Source organism: Kitasatospora sp. NPDC057936 (assembly GCF_042887525.1).
In the GTDB taxonomy this organism is placed as follows: domain Bacteria; phylum Actinomycetota; class Actinomycetes; order Streptomycetales; family Streptomycetaceae; genus Kitasatospora.
This window is the reverse complement of sequence record NZ_JBHVPD010000155.1, coordinates 1-16,054: the sequence shown is the minus strand read 5'-3', so window position 1 is coordinate 16,054 and position 16,054 is coordinate 1. Positions and strand designations below refer to the sequence as shown.

General features: G+C 73.7%; 16 protein-coding genes. 9 read left to right on the top strand and 7 right to left on the bottom strand.

Features of this window, described 5'->3' with window-relative positions; all coding sequences use genetic code 11:
- Positions 1 to 153: 153 nt before the first annotated feature.
- Entirely contained in the window at positions 154 to 825 is a 672-nt protein-coding gene (locus tag ACFVU9_RS43640) for a hypothetical protein (RefSeq protein WP_380500089.1), read from the bottom strand.
- Between the two features lie 228 nt (positions 826 to 1,053).
- Here ACFVU9_RS43640 and ACFVU9_RS43635 point away from each other — a divergent pair, with 228 nt between their 5' ends.
- Entirely contained in the window at positions 1,054 to 1,503 is a 450-nt protein-coding gene (locus tag ACFVU9_RS43635) for a hypothetical protein (RefSeq protein WP_387603335.1), read from the top strand.
- A 27-nt stretch (positions 1,504 to 1,530) separates the two neighbouring features.
- Here the strand turns inward: ACFVU9_RS43635 and ACFVU9_RS43630 are convergent, their stop codons facing one another.
- Positions 1,531 to 2,142 (bottom strand): TetR/AcrR family transcriptional regulator, encoded by a 612-nt coding sequence (locus ACFVU9_RS43630; RefSeq protein WP_387603332.1) that lies wholly within the window; start codon positions 2,140 to 2,142, stop codon positions 1,531 to 1,533.
- Between the two features lie 103 nt (positions 2,143 to 2,245).
- Between ACFVU9_RS43630 and ACFVU9_RS43625 the strand changes: the two genes are divergently transcribed.
- Complete coding sequence (locus tag ACFVU9_RS43625; protein WP_387603329.1) at positions 2,246 to 3,790, top strand: FAD-dependent monooxygenase; 1,545 nt, start codon at positions 2,246 to 2,248, stop codon at positions 3,788 to 3,790.
- Between the two features lie 96 nt (positions 3,791 to 3,886).
- On the opposite strand, the gene aroC is transcribed toward ACFVU9_RS43625, so the two are convergent.
- From aroC to ACFVU9_RS43600, 5 genes are all read right to left on the bottom strand, one after another.
- Complete coding sequence (gene aroC, locus ACFVU9_RS43620) at positions 3,887 to 5,071, bottom strand: chorismate synthase (protein ID WP_387603326.1); 1,185 nt, start codon at positions 5,069 to 5,071, stop codon at positions 3,887 to 3,889.
- On the bottom strand, positions 5,068 to 6,342 hold the full coding sequence (gene aroA / locus ACFVU9_RS43615) for a 3-phosphoshikimate 1-carboxyvinyltransferase (RefSeq protein WP_387603323.1): 1,275 nt from the start codon (positions 6,340 to 6,342) through the stop codon (positions 5,068 to 5,070). The genes aroC and aroA overlap by 4 nt, the downstream gene beginning before the upstream one ends.
- A gap of 25 nt (positions 6,343 to 6,367) precedes the next feature.
- Positions 6,368 to 8,260, bottom strand: coding sequence for an anthranilate synthase family protein (locus ACFVU9_RS43610; protein WP_387603320.1), 1,893 nt, complete (start codon positions 8,258 to 8,260; stop codon positions 6,368 to 6,370).
- Between the two features lie 29 nt (positions 8,261 to 8,289).
- Positions 8,290 to 8,949 carry an isochorismatase family protein gene (locus ACFVU9_RS43605; RefSeq protein ID WP_380444594.1) on the bottom strand — a complete coding sequence of 220 codons (660 nt, stop codon included), beginning with the start codon at positions 8,947 to 8,949 and terminating at the stop codon, positions 8,290 to 8,292.
- Positions 8,950 to 9,017: 68 nt separating this feature from the next.
- On the bottom strand, positions 9,018 to 10,190 hold the full coding sequence (locus ACFVU9_RS43600) for a 3-deoxy-7-phosphoheptulonate synthase (RefSeq protein ID WP_387603317.1): 1,173 nt from the start codon (positions 10,188 to 10,190) through the stop codon (positions 9,018 to 9,020).
- Positions 10,191 to 10,437: 247 nt separating this feature from the next.
- On the opposite strand from ACFVU9_RS43600, the gene ACFVU9_RS43595 reads away from it, so the two are divergent.
- From ACFVU9_RS43595 to ACFVU9_RS43565, 7 genes are all read left to right on the top strand, one after another.
- On the top strand, positions 10,438 to 10,926 hold the full coding sequence (locus ACFVU9_RS43595; protein WP_380444597.1) for a PhzA/PhzB family protein: 489 nt from the start codon (positions 10,438 to 10,440) through the stop codon (positions 10,924 to 10,926).
- Positions 10,927 to 10,958: 32 nt separating this feature from the next.
- Positions 10,959 to 11,294, top strand: a complete 336-nt coding sequence (locus ACFVU9_RS43590) for a hypothetical protein (RefSeq protein WP_380444599.1) — start codon at positions 10,959 to 10,961, stop codon at positions 11,292 to 11,294.
- 67 nt (positions 11,295 to 11,361) lie between these two features.
- Entirely contained in the window at positions 11,362 to 12,195 is an 834-nt protein-coding gene (locus ACFVU9_RS43585; RefSeq protein WP_380444601.1) for a PhzF family phenazine biosynthesis protein, read from the top strand.
- 9 nt (positions 12,196 to 12,204) lie between these two features.
- A complete protein-coding gene (gene phzG / locus ACFVU9_RS43580; protein WP_387603312.1) occupies positions 12,205 to 12,876 on the top strand; it encodes a phenazine biosynthesis FMN-dependent oxidase PhzG in 672 nt (223 codons plus the stop codon).
- Positions 12,877 to 12,911: 35 nt separating this feature from the next.
- Positions 12,912 to 14,204: a flavin-dependent oxidoreductase gene (locus tag ACFVU9_RS43575; RefSeq protein ID WP_387603309.1), complete on the top strand. Its 1,293-nt coding sequence runs from the start codon at positions 12,912 to 12,914 to the stop codon at positions 14,202 to 14,204.
- The gene (locus ACFVU9_RS43570; protein WP_380444606.1) at positions 14,201 to 14,557 is read left to right on the top strand and encodes a nuclear transport factor 2 family protein; all 357 of its coding nucleotides are present in this window, start codon (positions 14,201 to 14,203) and stop codon (positions 14,555 to 14,557) included. The genes ACFVU9_RS43575 and ACFVU9_RS43570 overlap by 4 nt, the downstream gene beginning before the upstream one ends.
- 278 nt (positions 14,558 to 14,835) lie before the next feature.
- Positions 14,836 to 16,017 (top strand): IS701 family transposase, encoded by a 1,182-nt coding sequence (locus tag ACFVU9_RS43565; protein WP_387603306.1) that lies wholly within the window; start codon positions 14,836 to 14,838, stop codon positions 16,015 to 16,017.
- Positions 16,018 to 16,054: the final 37 nt, after the last annotated feature.

Genomic DNA, 16,054 nt, shown 5'->3' with positions numbered 1-16,054 from the left:
GCCGCTTTCGAGTTGGCCGCTTCCCTCGTGGGCGCCGCGATGTTGGTATGAGTTTGGGCACCCCAACCAACCCACCCCCGGCGCCCGGGTGGGCGGGACCCCCGGGGGCGGGGGCCGTCGGGTTCCGCCCCCGGACCGCCGGATCGAGGCGACTCAGTGGGCGAGCTTCACCGCGCCCGCCGTCATGGCCAGCCAGGCGCCGGTGATCAGCGCGATCGCCACGGCGAGCGGCAGGTGGACGGCACCGAAGAACAGGTCGAACACCCACCCCGCGAAGAAGAACGGCACCAGGCCCACGCCCCCGAGCCACCGGACGTCCTCGTCGATCCCCGGCAGACCGGCCACCACCAGGCCGGTGCCCACGGCGATCAGCAGCGCGAGCAACGCCAGGAGGCCGAAGCGGAATTGCGGGAACACCGACTTGTGGCCCCGGTACTCGACTTGGGCGACGTCGCCCCGCCAGACCTTCAGCTGCACGTACGTGCCGACGTCCGCGTCGTCGTAGAACGCCTCGCCGACGTCGTAGTCCTTGCCCCCGGGATCCGACTCGCGCGCCACCGTGAGGTTGTGGGTGGTCGAGTCCCCGCTGCGGCCCACCCACCGGTCCGTCACCCGGCCGCTCTCCAGCCGCACGCAGACCGACCCCGCCGGCGGGTTGCCGGTGCTGCAGACGGGGGCGCGGGTGTACGCGCCCACGTCCTGGTTCACGGCGACGGTCCGCTCGATGCCGAACCCGACCGCGCACAGGCCGATCACGAGGAGCACCCCGCGCGCCAGCACCACGAGGGCCGTCCGCCATGCGCGCCGCGGCCGTGCGTCCCTCACGTCCCCCACCGTCCTCGCCACCCCCTGCTCCCCCTCGGGATGATGCCAAACAACGAGCGGCCCGGGGCCGGAACCCCGACATCCCCCGCCCTTTCCCCCAGGGGTCCCGCACCCTTCCGTACGACCACGGTGGGAGCTGGTCCGGCACCTGAGGTGCACGGACGCCGTCCGGCGCGCCACCGAGGATGGAGAGGCCAACACCGGCCCCCACACCCAGGAGCGTGACCCATGGCCATCCGACGAAACGTGGTGATCGGCGGCGCGGCGGCCCTGATCGGACTCGGCGCACTCGCCGCCTTCGCCGTCCCGACCCTGAACGGCCTGCGGGAGGGCCGGCACGTCGAGGAGTCCGCCTACGCCACCGGCGCCAAGGCGAAGGCCGACCGCACGTCGATGCCGGCCTGGCTCCCCGACGGCGCGACGACCGTCAACTACCGCATGTCCACCACGGGTTACGACCGCCTGCTGGCCGCCACCGTCCCCGACGGCCGACTGCCCGAGGGCTGCACCCCGGGCGAACCGCGCGGCGCCGTCAACCTGACGGCGGCCTGGTTCCCCGGCGACACGCGCGCCAAGGCGACGGCCCGCTGCGGCAGCTACGACGCGGCCCTGGTCGGCGACCGGCTGTACGCCTGGCAGGACCACGCCGTCGAACTCGCGGCCCTGCGGGCGGGTTGAGCCCTCCCCCGTTGAACTCCCCGCGCGCTACGGCGCCTTGAGTAGGGGCAGGACGACGTCGTCGAGGATCTCGTCGACGACCTGATCCGACGGCACGCCGCCGCCCAGGAGGAACGCGTCGCGCAGGAGGTCGAGCGGGAGGGAGGCCGTGCGCGGGTTGATGCGCGCGGCGTTGATCTGCCCGCGGTCGGCGGCGCGGCGCATCATCGCCTCCAGCGCGTCCACCGCCCCGAAGGCCGTCAGCCCGGCGCGGAACCGCGCGCGCAGCTCGGGGTCGCGCATCAGGTCGATGAGGAAGCCGTGAACGGCGTCCGTGGGCAGGTCGTCGAAGCGGTGCAGCAGGCTGAGCAGGAAGGCGGCCAGGTCGGCCCTCAACTCGCCGGTGTCCGGCGGTTCCTGGAAGTCGGGGGCGTTGCGGCCGAGCGCGGCGATGACGAGGGCGGGCCGATTGGGCCACCGGCGGTAGAGGACCGGCTTGCTGGTCCGGGCGCGCGCGGCGACGCCGTCCATGGTGAGCCGGTCGTAGCCGTGCTCGGCCAGTTCCGCCCACACCGCGTCGAGGATCGCGCGCTCAAGCTCGTCGCCCCGCCGGCGTGACGCCCGGCCGGCTTCCGCCCCGCCCACCGCTGCTCTGCCCATCACCGGATCCCGTAGATACGTTGCGTTTCTTATGGGGGCCAGTCTACAGTCGGGAGCAAGAAACGCGCCGTATCTTATGGGCTCGTACCCGAGGGAGACCGCCATGCCTGGCTCCGAAACACAGCTCGAAACCACCGACGTCCTCGTCGTCGGCGCCGGACCGGTGGGCCTCGCGCTCGCCGTCGGCCTGGCCCGCGCGGGCGTCGACTGCCGGATCGTCGAACGCGACCCGGACTTCCGCGACCGCGGCGTGCGCGGCAAGGGGGTCAACCCGAGGACGCTGGAGGTGCTCGACGACCTCGGCGCCGCCGACGCGATCCTCGCCCGCAGCCTGCTGAACCCCAAACTCCGCACGTACGAAGGCAGTCGGGTCGTCCACGAGGTCGACCCGGCCGCCGCCAACACCGCGACGCCCGACCGCCCGTACGCCGGCATGGTCCTGCTCGCGCAGCACCACACCGAGGCGGTGCTGCGCGACCGGCTCGCGGAGCACGGCGGGAAGGTCGAGCTCGGGACGGAACTCGTGGACTGCGCCCAGGACGGCGAAGGCGTGCTCGCGACACTCCGCCGTTCCGACGCCGGCACCTCCGCGATCCGCGCACGGTACGTCGTCGGCTGCGACGGCGGGCGCAGCACCGTCCGCAAGCTCACCGGCATCCCGTTCCTCGGCGAGACCTGGGAGGAGGAGCGGTTCATCATGGCGTCGATGCGCATCGACGGCCTCGCCCCCGACCGGATGCACATCTGGAACGACGCCCGGTTCGGCGCCGGCGCCCTCGCCATCGTGCCGCTGCGCCAGGACGACACGTGGGCCGTCCACGCCGCCGTCATCCCCGACGAGGACGGCGTGCTGCCCGCGCCCACCCTCGACACCTTCCGCCGCGTCTTCGCCGAGCGCGCCGGCCTGCCCGGCGTCACCCTCCACGACCTCACCTGGGCGAGCACCTGGCGCCCCACCGTCCGCATGGTCGAGCGCTACCGCAGCGGCGGGATCCTGCTCGCCGGCGACGCCGCGCACTGCCACTCCGCGGCCGGCGGACAGGGCATGAACACCGGCATCCAGGACGCCCACAACCTGGCCTGGAAACTCGCCGCCAGGCTGCGCGGCGCCCCGGACGCCCTCCTCGACAGCTACGAGGCCGAGCGCCTGCCCGTCGCCCGCGCCGTCCTCGCCGCCACCTCCGCCCAGCACCGCACGCTCTTCTCGGACGGCGGAGCCCGGGCCCTGGCCGCCCAGTTCGCCGACCTGACGGCCACCGCGGGCGGCGACTTCACCGGCCTCTCCCTCGGCTACCGCGGCGGCCCGCTCGGCCGCGACCTCGACGACGCCACCGGCATCCGCGCCGGCGACCGCGCCCCCGACGCCCCCTGCCGCACCACCGACGGCCCCACCCGCCTGTTCGACCTGTTCCGCGGACCGCACTTCACCCTGCTGAGGTTCACCGACCGCCCCGGCCCGCCGCTCCTCCCCCCGCTCCCCGGCCTCCGCGAGGCCGCCGTCCAGGACCCGGACGGCCACGCGCACCGCGCCTACGGCCTCACCGGCGACGCCACCGTCCTCGTCCGCCCGGACGGCTACGTCACCCTGACGGCGGGCACCCCCGACGCCGAGCAACTCCGCCACCACCTACGCCAGTTCGCCATCTGACCGACACCAGCGCGACGACGGGCGAATTACCCCCGGCCCTCGCTTCGCTCGGCCGGTGGCTTCGCCAAGGGGCCTCTTCTTCTGGTCGCTCGCTCATCATCGGATGATCAGGTGGTCGAGGTAGCCCTGCACGTTGCGGCGCGTCTCCGAGACGTGGTCGCCGCCGAACTTCTCGTTGACCGCGTCGGCCAGCACCAGCGCGACCATCGCCTCCGCGACGATGCCCGCGGCGGGCACCGCGCAGACGTCGGAGCGCTGGTGATGCGCCTTCGCCGGCTCACCCGTACGCACGTCCAGCGTCTGCAACGCCCGCGGCACCGTCGCGATCGGCTTCATCGCCGCACGCACCCGCAGCAGCTCACCCGTCGACAACCCGCCCTCCGTGCCGCCCGAGCGGCCGGAGGTGCGCTTCACACCCTCCGCCGTCGGCACGATCTCGTCGTGCGCCTTCGACCCCGGCACCCGCGCCAGCTCGAAACCGTCCCCGACCTCCACACCCTTGATCGCCTGGATCCCCATCAACGCGGCCGCCAGCCGCGCATCCAAACGCCGGTCCCAGTGCACGTGCGAACCCAGACCCACCGGCACCCCGTACGCCAGCACCTCGACCACACCACCGAGCGTGTCACCGTCCCGGTGCGCCTGATCGATCTCCGCCACCATCGCCTTCGACGCATCCGCGTCCAGGCACCGCACCGGATCCGCGTCCAGCCGCGCCTCGTCCGACGGCAGCGGCAGCACACCCGCCGGCGCCTTCGCCGCGGCCAGCTCCACCACGTGGCTGACGATCTCGATCCCGCACGTCTCCTTCAGGTACGCGCGGGCCACCGCGCCCAGCGCGACCCGCGCCGCCGTCTCACGGGCACTCGCCCGCTCCAGGATCGGACGGGCCTCCTCGATCGAGTACTTCTGCATGCCCGCCAGATCGGCGTGGCCCGGACGCGGACGGGTCAGCGCCTCGTTGCGGGCCAGGCCCGCCAGCACCTCGGGGTCGACCGGGTCGGCCGACATGACCTGCTCCCACTTCGGCCACTCCGTGTTGCCGACCATGACCGCCACCGGGCTGCCCATGGTCAGGCCGTGCCGGACACCGCCGAGGAACGTCACCTCGTCCTGCTCGAACTTCATGCGCGCGCCGCGACCGTAACCGAGCCGGCGACGCGCCAGCGCGTCGGCCACCACGGCGGTGGTGACCGGTACACCAGCGGGCAGGCCCTCCAGCGTCGCGACCAGTGCGGGGCCGTGCGACTCCCCCGCCGTCAGCCAGCGCAGCCCGGTCAACGTCGTTCTCCTTCCAGAGGTGCCGGGAACAGCCGGCGCAGTTCGGTGTGGAAGCCGGGAAAGGTCTTGGTCACGCACGAGGGGTCGTCGAGTTCGATCCCGGGCGCGCGCAGCCCGAGGACGGAGAACGCCATCGCGATCCGGTGGTCGCGGTGGCACCTGATCCGGGCCGGCCGGACCGGCCCCGGATGCACGGTGATCCGGTCCTGGGCCGTCTCGACCGTCACGCCGCAGGCGGCCAGGTTCCCGGCGACCGCCTCGATCCGGTCCGACTCCTTGAGGCGCGCGTGGGCGATGCCGCGGATCGTGATCGGCGCGTCGGCCAGCGGCGCGATCGCGGCCAGCGTCATGAAGGTGTCCGAGATCGCGCCCATGTCGACCTCGAAGCCGCCGCGCAGCCGCCCGCTACCGGTGACCGTCGTCGCGTCCGCGCCGACCTCGACCCGGGCGCCCGCGGTGCGCAGCACCTCGACGAAGCCGAGGTCGCCCTGGAGGCTGTCGCGGCCCAGGCCCGGGACGGTGACCGCGCACCCGGTGACCGCGGCGGCGGCGAAGACGTACGAGGCCGTCGAGGCGTCCGGTTCGATCGCCAGGTCGGTCGCGGTGTAGCCGCCGGTGCCGATCCCGATGACCCCGGGGGCCTCCTCGGTCACCCGGGCGCCGAAGCGGCGCATCAGCGCGATGGTCATGTCGATGTACGGCCGGCTGACCAGGTCCCGCACGGTCACGGTCAGCGGGGTGTCCAGCAGCGGCGCCGCCATCAGCAGACCGCTCAGGAACTGGCTGCTGTGCCGGCCGTCCACGGCGAGCTCACCGCCGCGCAGCCCGTCGGCGTCCACCAGCAGCGGCAGTCCGCCGCTTCCGGCGGCGCGGACGTCCGCGCCGAGGCGTCGCAGGGCGTCGGCCAGCGGGCGCAGCGGGCGGGCGCGCAACTGGTCGGAGCCGTCGAAGAGGTAGCGGCCCCGGCCGGTCGCGGCGAACGGGGGCAGGAACCGGGCGGCGGTCCCGGCGTCGGCGCACCGGATCGTGGCGCCGCCGGACGGGCCCCCGCCGATCCCGGTGACCCGCCATTCGCCGTCCTGCGGGCCGGTTGCGACGGGCACGCCCAGGTCGGTCAGCGCGGTCCGGAAAGCGAGCGTGTCGTCGCTGGTCAGCGGTGCCCGCAGCCGGCTGGTGCCGGTGGCGGCCGCGGCGAGCAGCAGGGCCCGGTTGGTGATGCTCTTGGAGCCCGGGATCCGGGCGGTGAGCGCGGGGCCGGCGGGAGCCGTCACCGGTGCACCCCCCGGGCCGGTCCGGTCAGCGGTCGCACGAGCGCACCACCTCGGTCAGCAGGCCGGCGACGATGCGCACGCCGTCCCGGGTGAGCACCGACTCGGCGTGGAACTGCATCGACGCGAAGCCCCGGCCCCGCAGCGCGTGCACCTCGCCGGTGGCGCCGTCCCGGCTGAGCTCGACGACGCCGAACTCGGGGTGCGTGATCTTGTCCTCGTCGCTCCGCGCGGCGAACGTGTTGTAGAAGCCGACCCGCTCGCGCGCGCCGAACAGGTCGATCTCCGTCTGGACGCCCTGGTTGGGCACGTCCCGCCGGGCCAGTTCGAGGCCGAGCAGCGTGGACAGCACCTGGTGGCTGAGGCAGACCGCGAGGAACGGCCGCTGCTCCCGCAGGAGCCGGGAGACCGCGGCCCGCAGGTGGGCGATCTTGGGGTGGCCGGTGTCCCGCGGGTCGCCGGGGCCCGGGCCCATCACGACCAGGTCGTGGTCGTCGACGTCGTACGGCTCGTCGAACCGCCGGACCGTCACCTCCAGGCCCATGGAGGCGAGTTGGTGGCCGATCATCGAGGTGAAGGTGTCCTCGGCGTCCACGATCAGCACGCTGCGGCCGGCCAGCTCCGCGACCCCGTCCGCCCCGTCCGCGCCCTCCCGCAGCCAGAAGTCGGCGATGCCGGCGTTGCGCTGCTCCAGCGCCTCGCGGACCCGGGGGTGATCGGCGAACCGGCCGGTGCCGCCGGCTTCGAGCGCGGCCAGCAGCCCGGCCGCCTTGGCCCGGGTCTCGGCGACCTCGCTCTGCGGGTCGGAGTGCCGCACCAGGGTCGCGCCGACCCCGATCCGCACCAGGCCGCCGCGGTCGATGTCGGCGGTGCGGATCAGGATGGCCGAGTCCATGGTGCGGGCGCCGTCCTCGTCGTGGCCGATCAGCGCCATCACGCCGCTGTAGTAGCCCCGTCCCTCGGGCTCGTACCGGCTGATCACCTTGCAGGCGCTCTCCAGCGGGCTGCCGGTGACGGTGGGGGCGAACATCGTCTCGCGCAGGATGTCCCGGACGTCGTGGGAGGTCCTGCCCTCGATGAAGTACTCGGTGTGCGCGAGCCGGGCCATCTCCTTGAGGTGGGGGCCGACGACGCGGCCGCCCCGCTCGCAGATCCGGGCCATCATCTTCAGCTCTTCGTCGACCACCATGTAGAGCTCGTCGGCCTCCTTCCGGTCCGCGAGGAAGGCCATGACGCCCGCCAGGTCGGGGCCGGCCGCCGGATACCGGTAGGTGCCGCTGATCGGGTTCATCACGGCGGTGCCGTCGCGCAGGCTGACGTGCCGCTCCGGGCTGGCGCCGACGAAGGTGCGGTCACCGGCCCGGACCAGGAAGGTCCAGTAGGCGCCGGACTCGCGCTCCACCAGGCGCCGGAAGAACGACAGGGCGCTGCGCGGCGTGTAGTCGGTGATCTCGGCGACGAACGAGCGCTTGATGACGAAGTTCGCGCCCTCGCCGTTGCCGATCTCCCGGTCGATGACCCGGCGCACGGTGGCCGCGTACGTCTCGTCGTCCACGTCGAAGCGGCCGCCGGCCAGGGTGATCGGGTCGTTCGGCAGCCTGCGCAGCACGTGGGCGAGCGGCAGGGCGGCCTGCTCGGCGACCGCGAGCGTGATCAGCGGCGCGCCGTCGTCGACGCCGGCGAAGCCGCGTTCGGTGATCTGCCGGTACGGGACGACGGCCAGCACCTCGTGCCGGGCACCCCCGTGCGCGGCGGCGGACCCCGGTGCGTCCGGCACGGGGATCCCGGCGAGCGTGTCCACCGCGGACGCCTCGCCGAGCAGCACCTCGATCACGTCCGGCCCGGCCGCCTCGGGGCGGTACAGCAGGGCGTAGGCACCGGGGGCCCCGGTGAGCACCCGGTCCAGCAGGTCCGCCCCCATCGGGCTCTCCTCCCGTTCTGCCGGCCGGCTCACCGGGCCGCCCCCACGGACGGGGCGAGCCCGGCGAGCACGGACTTGGTCGAGGTGACCACCGCGCAGCGCTCCGCCGCGTAGGTGAGCGCCAGCCGGTGGTAGGCCTCCGAGAAATCGGCCACCGCGTCGGCGACCAGGAAGGTCTGGATGTCGTTGGTGAAGGCCTCCACGGCCGTCATCAGCACTCCGACGTGGGCGTACACGCCGCAGACGACGAGCTGGTCCCGGCCGTGGGCGCGCATCCGCTCCAGCAGGTCCGACTTGTGGAACGCGCTGTAGCGCCACTTGGTGAACACCCAGTCGGACGGCCCGGGTCCGAGCGGGTCGACGACCTGCCGGTCCTCCGGCGACACCTCCATGCCGGGCCCCCAGAAGTCCTTGAGGAGGCCGCGCTGCTCGGCGGTCATGCCGCCCGGCTGCGCCGTGTAGGCGACCGGGGCGCCGAGCGCCGCGAACTCCTCGCGCAGCAGCGCGGTGTTCTGCACCAGGGGCCGCCCGGGGGATTCGCTCGCCGGGAACGGCCGCAGGAAGTAGCGCTGCATGTCGTGGATCAGCAGGACCGCCCGGTCGGGGTCGACCGTCCAGCGCGCGGTGTTGGCCGGCAGGTCGCTCTCGGAGGGCATCGGGTAGGGGTCGATGGACGGAAGGCCCGCCATGGTCGTCCTTTCACTGGGCAGCCCGCTGCTTGGGGAGGCTGCGTGGGGGCTTGGGGGGTGGCCGGGCGTCAGCCGAGCCAGGCGGACACGACCGAGACGGCCTGGCGCGGGTTCAGCCGCGGGTCGCAGAAGCTCGTGTACTTGCCGCCGACCTCGTGGAGCCGGTCCCGGTCGGCGACGCACTCGGTGACCTCGTCCGGCGTCGTCTCCAGGTGGATGCCGCCCGCCGTGCCGCCCGCGCACGTGACGGCCCGGTGGAAGTCCACGACCTCCTTGACGACCGTCGTCACCAGCCGCGTCTTGAGCCCCCCGGGGCCGCTGATGGTGTTGCCGTGCATCGGGTCGGTGAGCCAGACGACCGGGTGGCCGGCCAGGCGGACGGCCCTGACCAGGTCGGGGAGCCGCTCGCCCACCGTGTCCGCGCCCATCCGGGCGATCAGCGTGAGGCGGCCCGGGGTCCGCTCCGGGTCGAGCTTCGCGCACAGGGCCAGCAGCTCGTCGGCGGTCATGGTCGGACCGACCTTGCAGGCGACCGGGTTCGCCACGGCCGCGAGCATCGCGACGTGGGCGCCGTCCACCTGCCGGGTGCGCTCGCCGATCCACGGCCAGTGGGTGGAGCCGAGGAGCAGCCGGCCGTCCGGCTGGGTGCGCAGCATGGGGAGCTCGTAGTCGAGCAGCAGCGCCTCGTGGCTGGTCCACGCCGGGGTGTCCGGCCGGGTGCGCCGGTCCCGGCCGTTCCAGCCCAGCAGCCCGACGACCTCGCGCGCGGACTGGTAGCCGGTCAGCATCCGCTTCGGGTCCGGCCGCCGCAGTTCGGCGTCCGGTTCCGGCGAGTTGACCATGTGGCCCCGGTAGACCGGGAGTTCGACGTCGCCGACGGTCTCGGTCGGCTTCGAGCGGGGCTTGGCGTACTGACCGGCCAGCCGGCCCACCCGCAGGACCGGCTTGTGCGAGGTCATCCTCATGACACCCGCCAGCACCTCCAACAGGCCCGCCTTGCGGGCGACATCGCCCGGCGTGGCCTCCGCCCAGTCCTCGGCGCAGTCGCCGGACTGGATGATCTGTATTCGGCCGACCGCCGCCTCGGCGAGCAGCGTCCGGAGGACGTCGGTGTCCTCGACGGTGACGAGCGGTGGCAGCGAGGCGAGTTCGGCCCTGACCGGGCCGAGTTCCGGGTGGCCAGCCCAGTCCGGCTGCTGGACCACAGGCAACGAGCGGAGGAATTCGTCGACACTGGGCACCTGATACCTCCAAGGAGAGGGGAAACCGCTCGTTCGGCATCTCCGGAGCGGCTGCGCCCCGACTCTCCGGGAGACGACGGGCCGTCCGGAAGCCGCGGACCCGGACTCCGTCACATGGCAACGGACTTCGTCCCGACTTGACGGAGTCCCGCGGCCGGCGTTGCGGACCGGGCACCGCCCGAACAGAGTCCAGTGCGGCGGTCCCCGAACGGCCGCCGGAATTCCCCGATCCCCGTGGAGGTCACCGATGTCCGAGGCCGAGCAGCCGCCGGCGTTCCGCAACGACGACGAGATCCGCCGGCACAACCGGTCGATCGTCGAGCAGTACATGAACACCCGCGGCGAGGACCGCCTCAAGCGGCACCTGCTGTTCACCGAGGACGGCTGCGGCGGACTGTGGACCACCGACACCGGCGAGCCGATCGTCACCCACGGCCGGGACCGGCTGGGCGAGCACGCGGTGTGGTCGCTGCAGTGCTTCCCGGACTGGGTGTGGACCAACATCGAGATCTTCGAGACCCAGGACCCGAACCGCTTCTGGGTCGAGTGCGACGGCGAGGGGAAGATCCTGTTCCCCGGCTATCCGGAGGGCCACTACCGCAACCACTTCATCCACTCGTTCGAGTTCGAGAACGGGAAGATCAAGCGGGAGCGGGAGTTCATGAACCCGAACCAGCAGCTGCGCGCGCTCGGAATCCCGGTGCCGGCTGTCCGGCGCGAGGGAATCCCCACCTGAGCCGGCCGGGAACGGCCGGAGGAAGCGGACCTATGAAGGCCGACATCGCCTGGTGGGAGCTGGACGGCTCCCCGCAGACCATCGAGTCGCTCGCCGAGCACCTACGGGACGGCGCCGTGCAACCGTGGGCCGACGTGCCCGGGCTGCGCGTGAAGTTCTGGATCGCCGACCGGGAGAACAACCGCTGGGGCGCGGTCATGGTCTGGGAGACGGACCGGCCCGCGGACCGGCCGCTGCCGCCGAACCGCGCGGCCGAGCTGATCGGCGGCCCACCCACCCACCGGATGCGGTTCGACGTCGAGGCCGTCGCCGAGGGCGTCCACTCCCTTCCGGTGCTGCACGGCCTCGGCACCGCCCTGACGCCCTGACGGGATCCGGCAACGATCCGTCAGGGATCCGTCAGGGATCCACTGCACCACCTCTCCAGGAGACCCCTTGCACGACTACATCGTTGTGGACGCCTTCTCCCGCAAGCCGCTGGAGGGCAATCCGGTGGCCGTCTTCTTCGACGCCGCGGACCTGCCGGCGGAGCGGATGCAGCAGATCGCGAAGGAGATGAACCTCTCCGAGTGCACCTTCGTGCTCCCGGCCGAGCAGGGCGGCGACGCACGCATCCGGATCTTCACCCCGGTCAACGAACTCCCGTTCGCCGGGCACCCCATGCTGGGCACCTCGGTCGCCCTCGGCCGGACGTGGAAGGCCGACCGGCTGCGGCTGGAGACCGCCATGGGCGTCATCCCGTTCGAGCTCGACCACGGCGAGGACTCCAGCTCCTCCCGGATGCAGCAGCCGATCCCCACCTGGGAGCCCTACGAGCACGCGGAGGAGCTGCTCGCGGCGCTCGGCGTGACGGATCCGGTCACCCCGGTGGTGGCGTACCGCAACGGCCCGCGCCACGTGTTCGTCGGCCTGGAGAGCGTCGAGGCGCTCTCGGCGCTGCGCCCGGACCACCGCGCGCTCACGCGGTTCCCCGACATGGCCGCCAACTGCTTCGCCGGCTCGGGCACCGCGTGGCGCACCCGCATGTTCTCGCCCGCCTACGGCGTGGTCGAGGACGCGGCGACCGGCTCGGCGGCCGGCCCGCTCGCCATCCACCTGGCCCGGTTCGGGCTCGCCGCGTACGGGCAGGAGCTGGAGATCCTCCAGGGGGTCGAGATGGGCCGCCCCTCGCTCATGCTCGCGCACGCCGAGGGCGACGGCGACCGGCCCCGCGTCGTCCACGTCGGCGGCCACGGCACCGTCGTCGCCCGCGGCACCATCTACGTCTAGGAGATTCCGGTGAGCACCACCGCCAACCACACCGCGACCGGCAACTCCAGCAGGTTCGAGTCGCTCAGCGGGGAGACCGACCTCCCCTTCCCCGAGTACGACGCCCCGCCGGCCGAGCCGATCGGGCTGCTGCAGTCCTGGCTGGCGCGGGCCACCGAGCGCGGCGTCCGGGAGCCCCGGGCACTCGCCCTGGCCACCGCCGACGCCAAGGGCCGCCCCTCCACCCGGATCATCGCGATCAGCCGGGTGACCGAGCGGGGCCTGGTCTTCCTGAGCCACACCAGCAGCCAGAAGGGCCGGGAGATCGCCGAGACCGGCTGGGCGTCGGGCCTGCTGTACTGGCGGGAGACGGCGCAGCAGGTGTCCGTCTCCGGGCCGGTCGAACGGCTCGACGACGCCGAGTCCGACGCGATGTGGTCGGCCCGGCCGGTGCCGATGCACGCGATGTCCACGGCCGCCCACCAGAGCGACCCGCTGGCCGACGTGGCCGCGTTGCGGGCCGAGGCCGAGCGGCTGGAGGCCACCGGCACCCCGCTGCCGCGGCCCGAGCGCTTCGTCGGCTACCTGCTGACGCCCGCCGCGATCGAGTTCTGGGCCGCCAGTTCCGACCGGCTGCACCGCCGGCTCCGCTACGACCGCCAGGACGACCTGAGCTGGACCACCACCAAGCTGCAGCCGTGAGCTGACGGAAGGCGCGAGAAGGAGAGGGCCGGGACATGGACGTGATCATCATCGGAGGCGGGATCGGTGGCCTGACCACCGCGCTCAGCCTCCACGCGGCGGGCATCCGCGCGACCGTGCTGGAGCGGACCCGGGAGATCCGTCCGCTCGGCGTGGGCATCAACGTGCAGCCGCACGCGGTGCGGGAGTTGACGGAGCTGGGGCTCGGCGACGAACTCGCCGCGCTCGGCGTGCCCACCGCCGACATGGTCTGGGTCGACGGGAGCGGCGAGGCCCAGCACCGGGAGGACCGCGGACTCGCCCGGGGCTACCGGTGGCCGCAGTACTCGATCCACCGCGGCGAGCTCCAGCTGATGCTGCTCGACGCGGTCCGGGCACGGCTGGGCGCCGACGCGGTCCGGACCGGCACGACGTTCGAGGCCGTCGAGCAGACCCCGGACGGCGTGCGGGTCCGGGTGACCGACCGGACGACCGGGGAGCCCGGCCTGCTCGCCGCCGACCTGCTCGTCGGGGCGGACGGGCTGCACTCCGCCGTGCGGGCCCGGCTCCACCCCGGCGAAGGGCCGCTGCACTGGTCCGGCGTCATGATGTGGCGCGGCGTGACGCCGACCGAGCCGTTCCTCACCGGCCGGACGATGATCCACGCCGACGCCGGCCGCGGCGCCCGGCTGATCGCGTACCCGATCGGCCCGGCCGCCGCGGAGCAGGGCCGGTCGCTGACCAACTGGGTGTGCATGGTCTCGATGGCCGAACCGCAGCCGCTCGGCGGCGACGCGCGGTGGAACCGGGCGGGCGAACTGGAGGACTTCCTCCCGCACTTCGCCGACTGGGACCTCGGCTGGCTGGACGTGCCGGCCCTGCTGAGCGGCAGCACCGGCATCCTGGAGTACCCGATGGTCGACCGCGACCCGCTCGACCGGTGGGGCGAGGGACGGGTGACGCTGCTGGGCGACGCCGCGCACCCGATGTACCCCGTCGGCGCGAACGGCGCCTCACAGGCCATCGTCGACGCCCGCGTCCTCGCCTACCGGCTCGCGACGACCGAGGACCCCGTGGCCGCGCTGCGCGGCTACGAGGACGAGCGGCGCGAGGCCACGACCGCCGTCGTGCTCGCGAACCGGCGGATGGACCGGTCGAAGCCGGGGAACCCGGGCGACGCCGCGGGCGGCGCGCCCGCCAAGGGCGTCTACACCACCATCGCCAAGACGTACGGCCGGGCCACCGGCGACGACGCGGCCGAACTCAACACCCGGGCCTCGCTGAACCCGCCGGTGCGGGCATCCGCCGGCGGGGCCCGCACCGAAGGACGAGAGGAAGCGACGACATGAGCGTCAACCCCGTGGACGTGACCGCGACGTACTACGCGGCCTGGAAGGCCAAGGACTACGACACCCTGCGCTCGGTGCTGGCCGACGACATCGAGTTCACCGGCCCGTTCGGCAACGCCAGCGGCGGCGACGACCTCCGGGAGAAGATCGAGAAGGCGCCGGGCTCCTTCACCGACATCGTCATCCGGAAGGTCTTCAGCGACGGCCCCGACGTCGTCACGTGGTTCGAGATGCACACCAGCTTCGCGCCCCCGGTCCAGGTCGCCGCCTGGAGCCACGTCGTGGACGGGAAGATCACGCGCCACCAGGCCGCCCTGGACCCGCGGGCACTGCTCGGGCTCGGACAGGAGTAGTCCGGCCACACCACTGCGCGCGACCGCCGGGCGACGCGGTGGCCGGGTCCGCCCGCCACCCGGCCCGGCGGTCGCGCGCAGTGCCGGGACACCCGCCCGCCGGCGCTACGGGGTGGCCCCTGCACCTGGCCCGCACCACCCGCCCCGGGCCACCCTGGAGGGGCTTAAGCAAGCCTCAAGGGCAGTGCATAGAGGGGGATTCTGTGAACGCTGCTGGCAATATCAGGGCTGTCCGGCACCGACGTACCGCCCCGTTCCGACTCGGCTCGGTGCGACCGGTGTCCGACGGCGAGCTCCTCCTGAAGGACCTGAGCACCACCCTCTTCGCGTCGCTTCCGCGAAGGGACCAACGGCACAAGGGGGAACAGTACCTCCGTGGACTGCTGGCCGCGCAGGGCCGCAGGTCGATCAGGAACATCGCGGCCTGCCTCGGGGACCCGGCGCTCGACCAGAGCCTGCACCACTTCATCTGCAGTTCCACCTGGGACTGGATGCCGATGCGCGAGGCGCTCGCGGACTGGCTCGAACCGAACGTCCGGCCGCAGGCCTGGGTGGTGCGCCAGCTGTCGATCCCGAAGTCGGGACGGCACTCCGTGGGCGTGGGCCGGGGCTTCGACCACCACCTGGACCAGGAGTTCCACGGACAGCGGGCGTTCGGCCTGTGGGCCGCCTCGGAGCGGGCCAGCGCCCCGGTCAACTGGCGGCTGCTGTGCGCGGACCGGCCGACGGCGGACGGCGGCGGCCCGAGCCCGTCCGCGCAGCCCCGGCGGATCGGGGAACCGCGGTACGGGGAGACCACCGACGACTGCGCCACCGCCGTGGCACTGGACTTCGCCCGGCTCCACGACGCCGCCCGGCGTCCGGTCGTGCTCGACGTACCGGTCGAGGACCCGGCCGGCGTGATCCGGCGCTTCGACCGGGCCGGCGTGCGCGCGCTCGTCCGCGTCGCCGGCACCGAGCGGCTCTCCGTCGAGGACCCGACCCTGCCCGGCCACGGCCTCGGAGCGCTGGAAGCGCGACGGATCCTCGACTCGGCCGGGGGACTTCGCCGGCTCGTCGGCTGGCCCGACCCGACGGCGCCGTCCGGCGTGCGGCGGGCCTCGGCGGCCGCGGTGCGGGTGGGCCTGCCGGGCGCGGACCCCGGCCTGCCCGGCGGGCGCGACAGCGGGCTCGTCCTGGTCGGGGAGTGGGACGACCCGCGGCGCCGGCCCACCGGGCTGTGGCTCGGCAACCTGGCCGGGGCGCCCGCGAGCACGCTGCTGCGGCTGACGAAGCTGGCCGACCGGGTCGGGCGCGACCTGGCCGGCTTCGGGGACCGGGCCGGCCTGCGGGACTTCGAGGGGCGCTCGCTGCGGGGCTGGCACTGCCACAGCACGCTGGCGTCCGCGGCGCACGCCGTGGAGGTGCTGATGGCGGCCCACGGCGAGACCGAGGACCACGCCCCCAAGATCCCCGCCTGAAACGCCCGGCCGGCGGCCGGGAGGCCGGACGCCTCCC

What these genes read in the sequence shown, in the direction of transcription:
- ACFVU9_RS43635 (WP_387603335.1), top strand. Translation starts at nt 1,054, where the DNA reads ATGGCCATCCGACGAAACGTGGTGATCGGCGGCGCGGCGGCCCTGATC.
- ACFVU9_RS43590 (WP_380444599.1), top strand. Translation starts at nt 10,959, where the DNA reads ATGAAGGCCGACATCGCCTGGTGGGAGCTGGACGGCTCCCCGCAGACC.
- ACFVU9_RS43575 (WP_387603309.1), top strand. Translation starts at nt 12,912, where the DNA reads ATGGACGTGATCATCATCGGAGGCGGGATCGGTGGCCTGACCACCGCG.
- ACFVU9_RS43630 (WP_387603332.1), bottom strand. Translation starts at nt 2,142, where the DNA reads ATGGGCAGAGCAGCGGTGGGCGGGGCGGAAGCCGGCCGGGCGTCACGC.
- ACFVU9_RS43570 (WP_380444606.1), top strand. Translation starts at nt 14,201, where the DNA reads ATGAGCGTCAACCCCGTGGACGTGACCGCGACGTACTACGCGGCCTGG.
- ACFVU9_RS43595 (WP_380444597.1), top strand. Translation starts at nt 10,438, where the DNA reads ATGTCCGAGGCCGAGCAGCCGCCGGCGTTCCGCAACGACGACGAGATC.
- ACFVU9_RS43625 (WP_387603329.1), top strand. Translation starts at nt 2,246, where the DNA reads ATGCCTGGCTCCGAAACACAGCTCGAAACCACCGACGTCCTCGTCGTC.
- ACFVU9_RS43610 (WP_387603320.1), bottom strand. Translation starts at nt 8,260, where the DNA reads ATGGGGGCGGACCTGCTGGACCGGGTGCTCACCGGGGCCCCCGGTGCC.
- ACFVU9_RS43605 (WP_380444594.1), bottom strand. Translation starts at nt 8,949, where the DNA reads ATGGCGGGCCTTCCGTCCATCGACCCCTACCCGATGCCCTCCGAGAGC.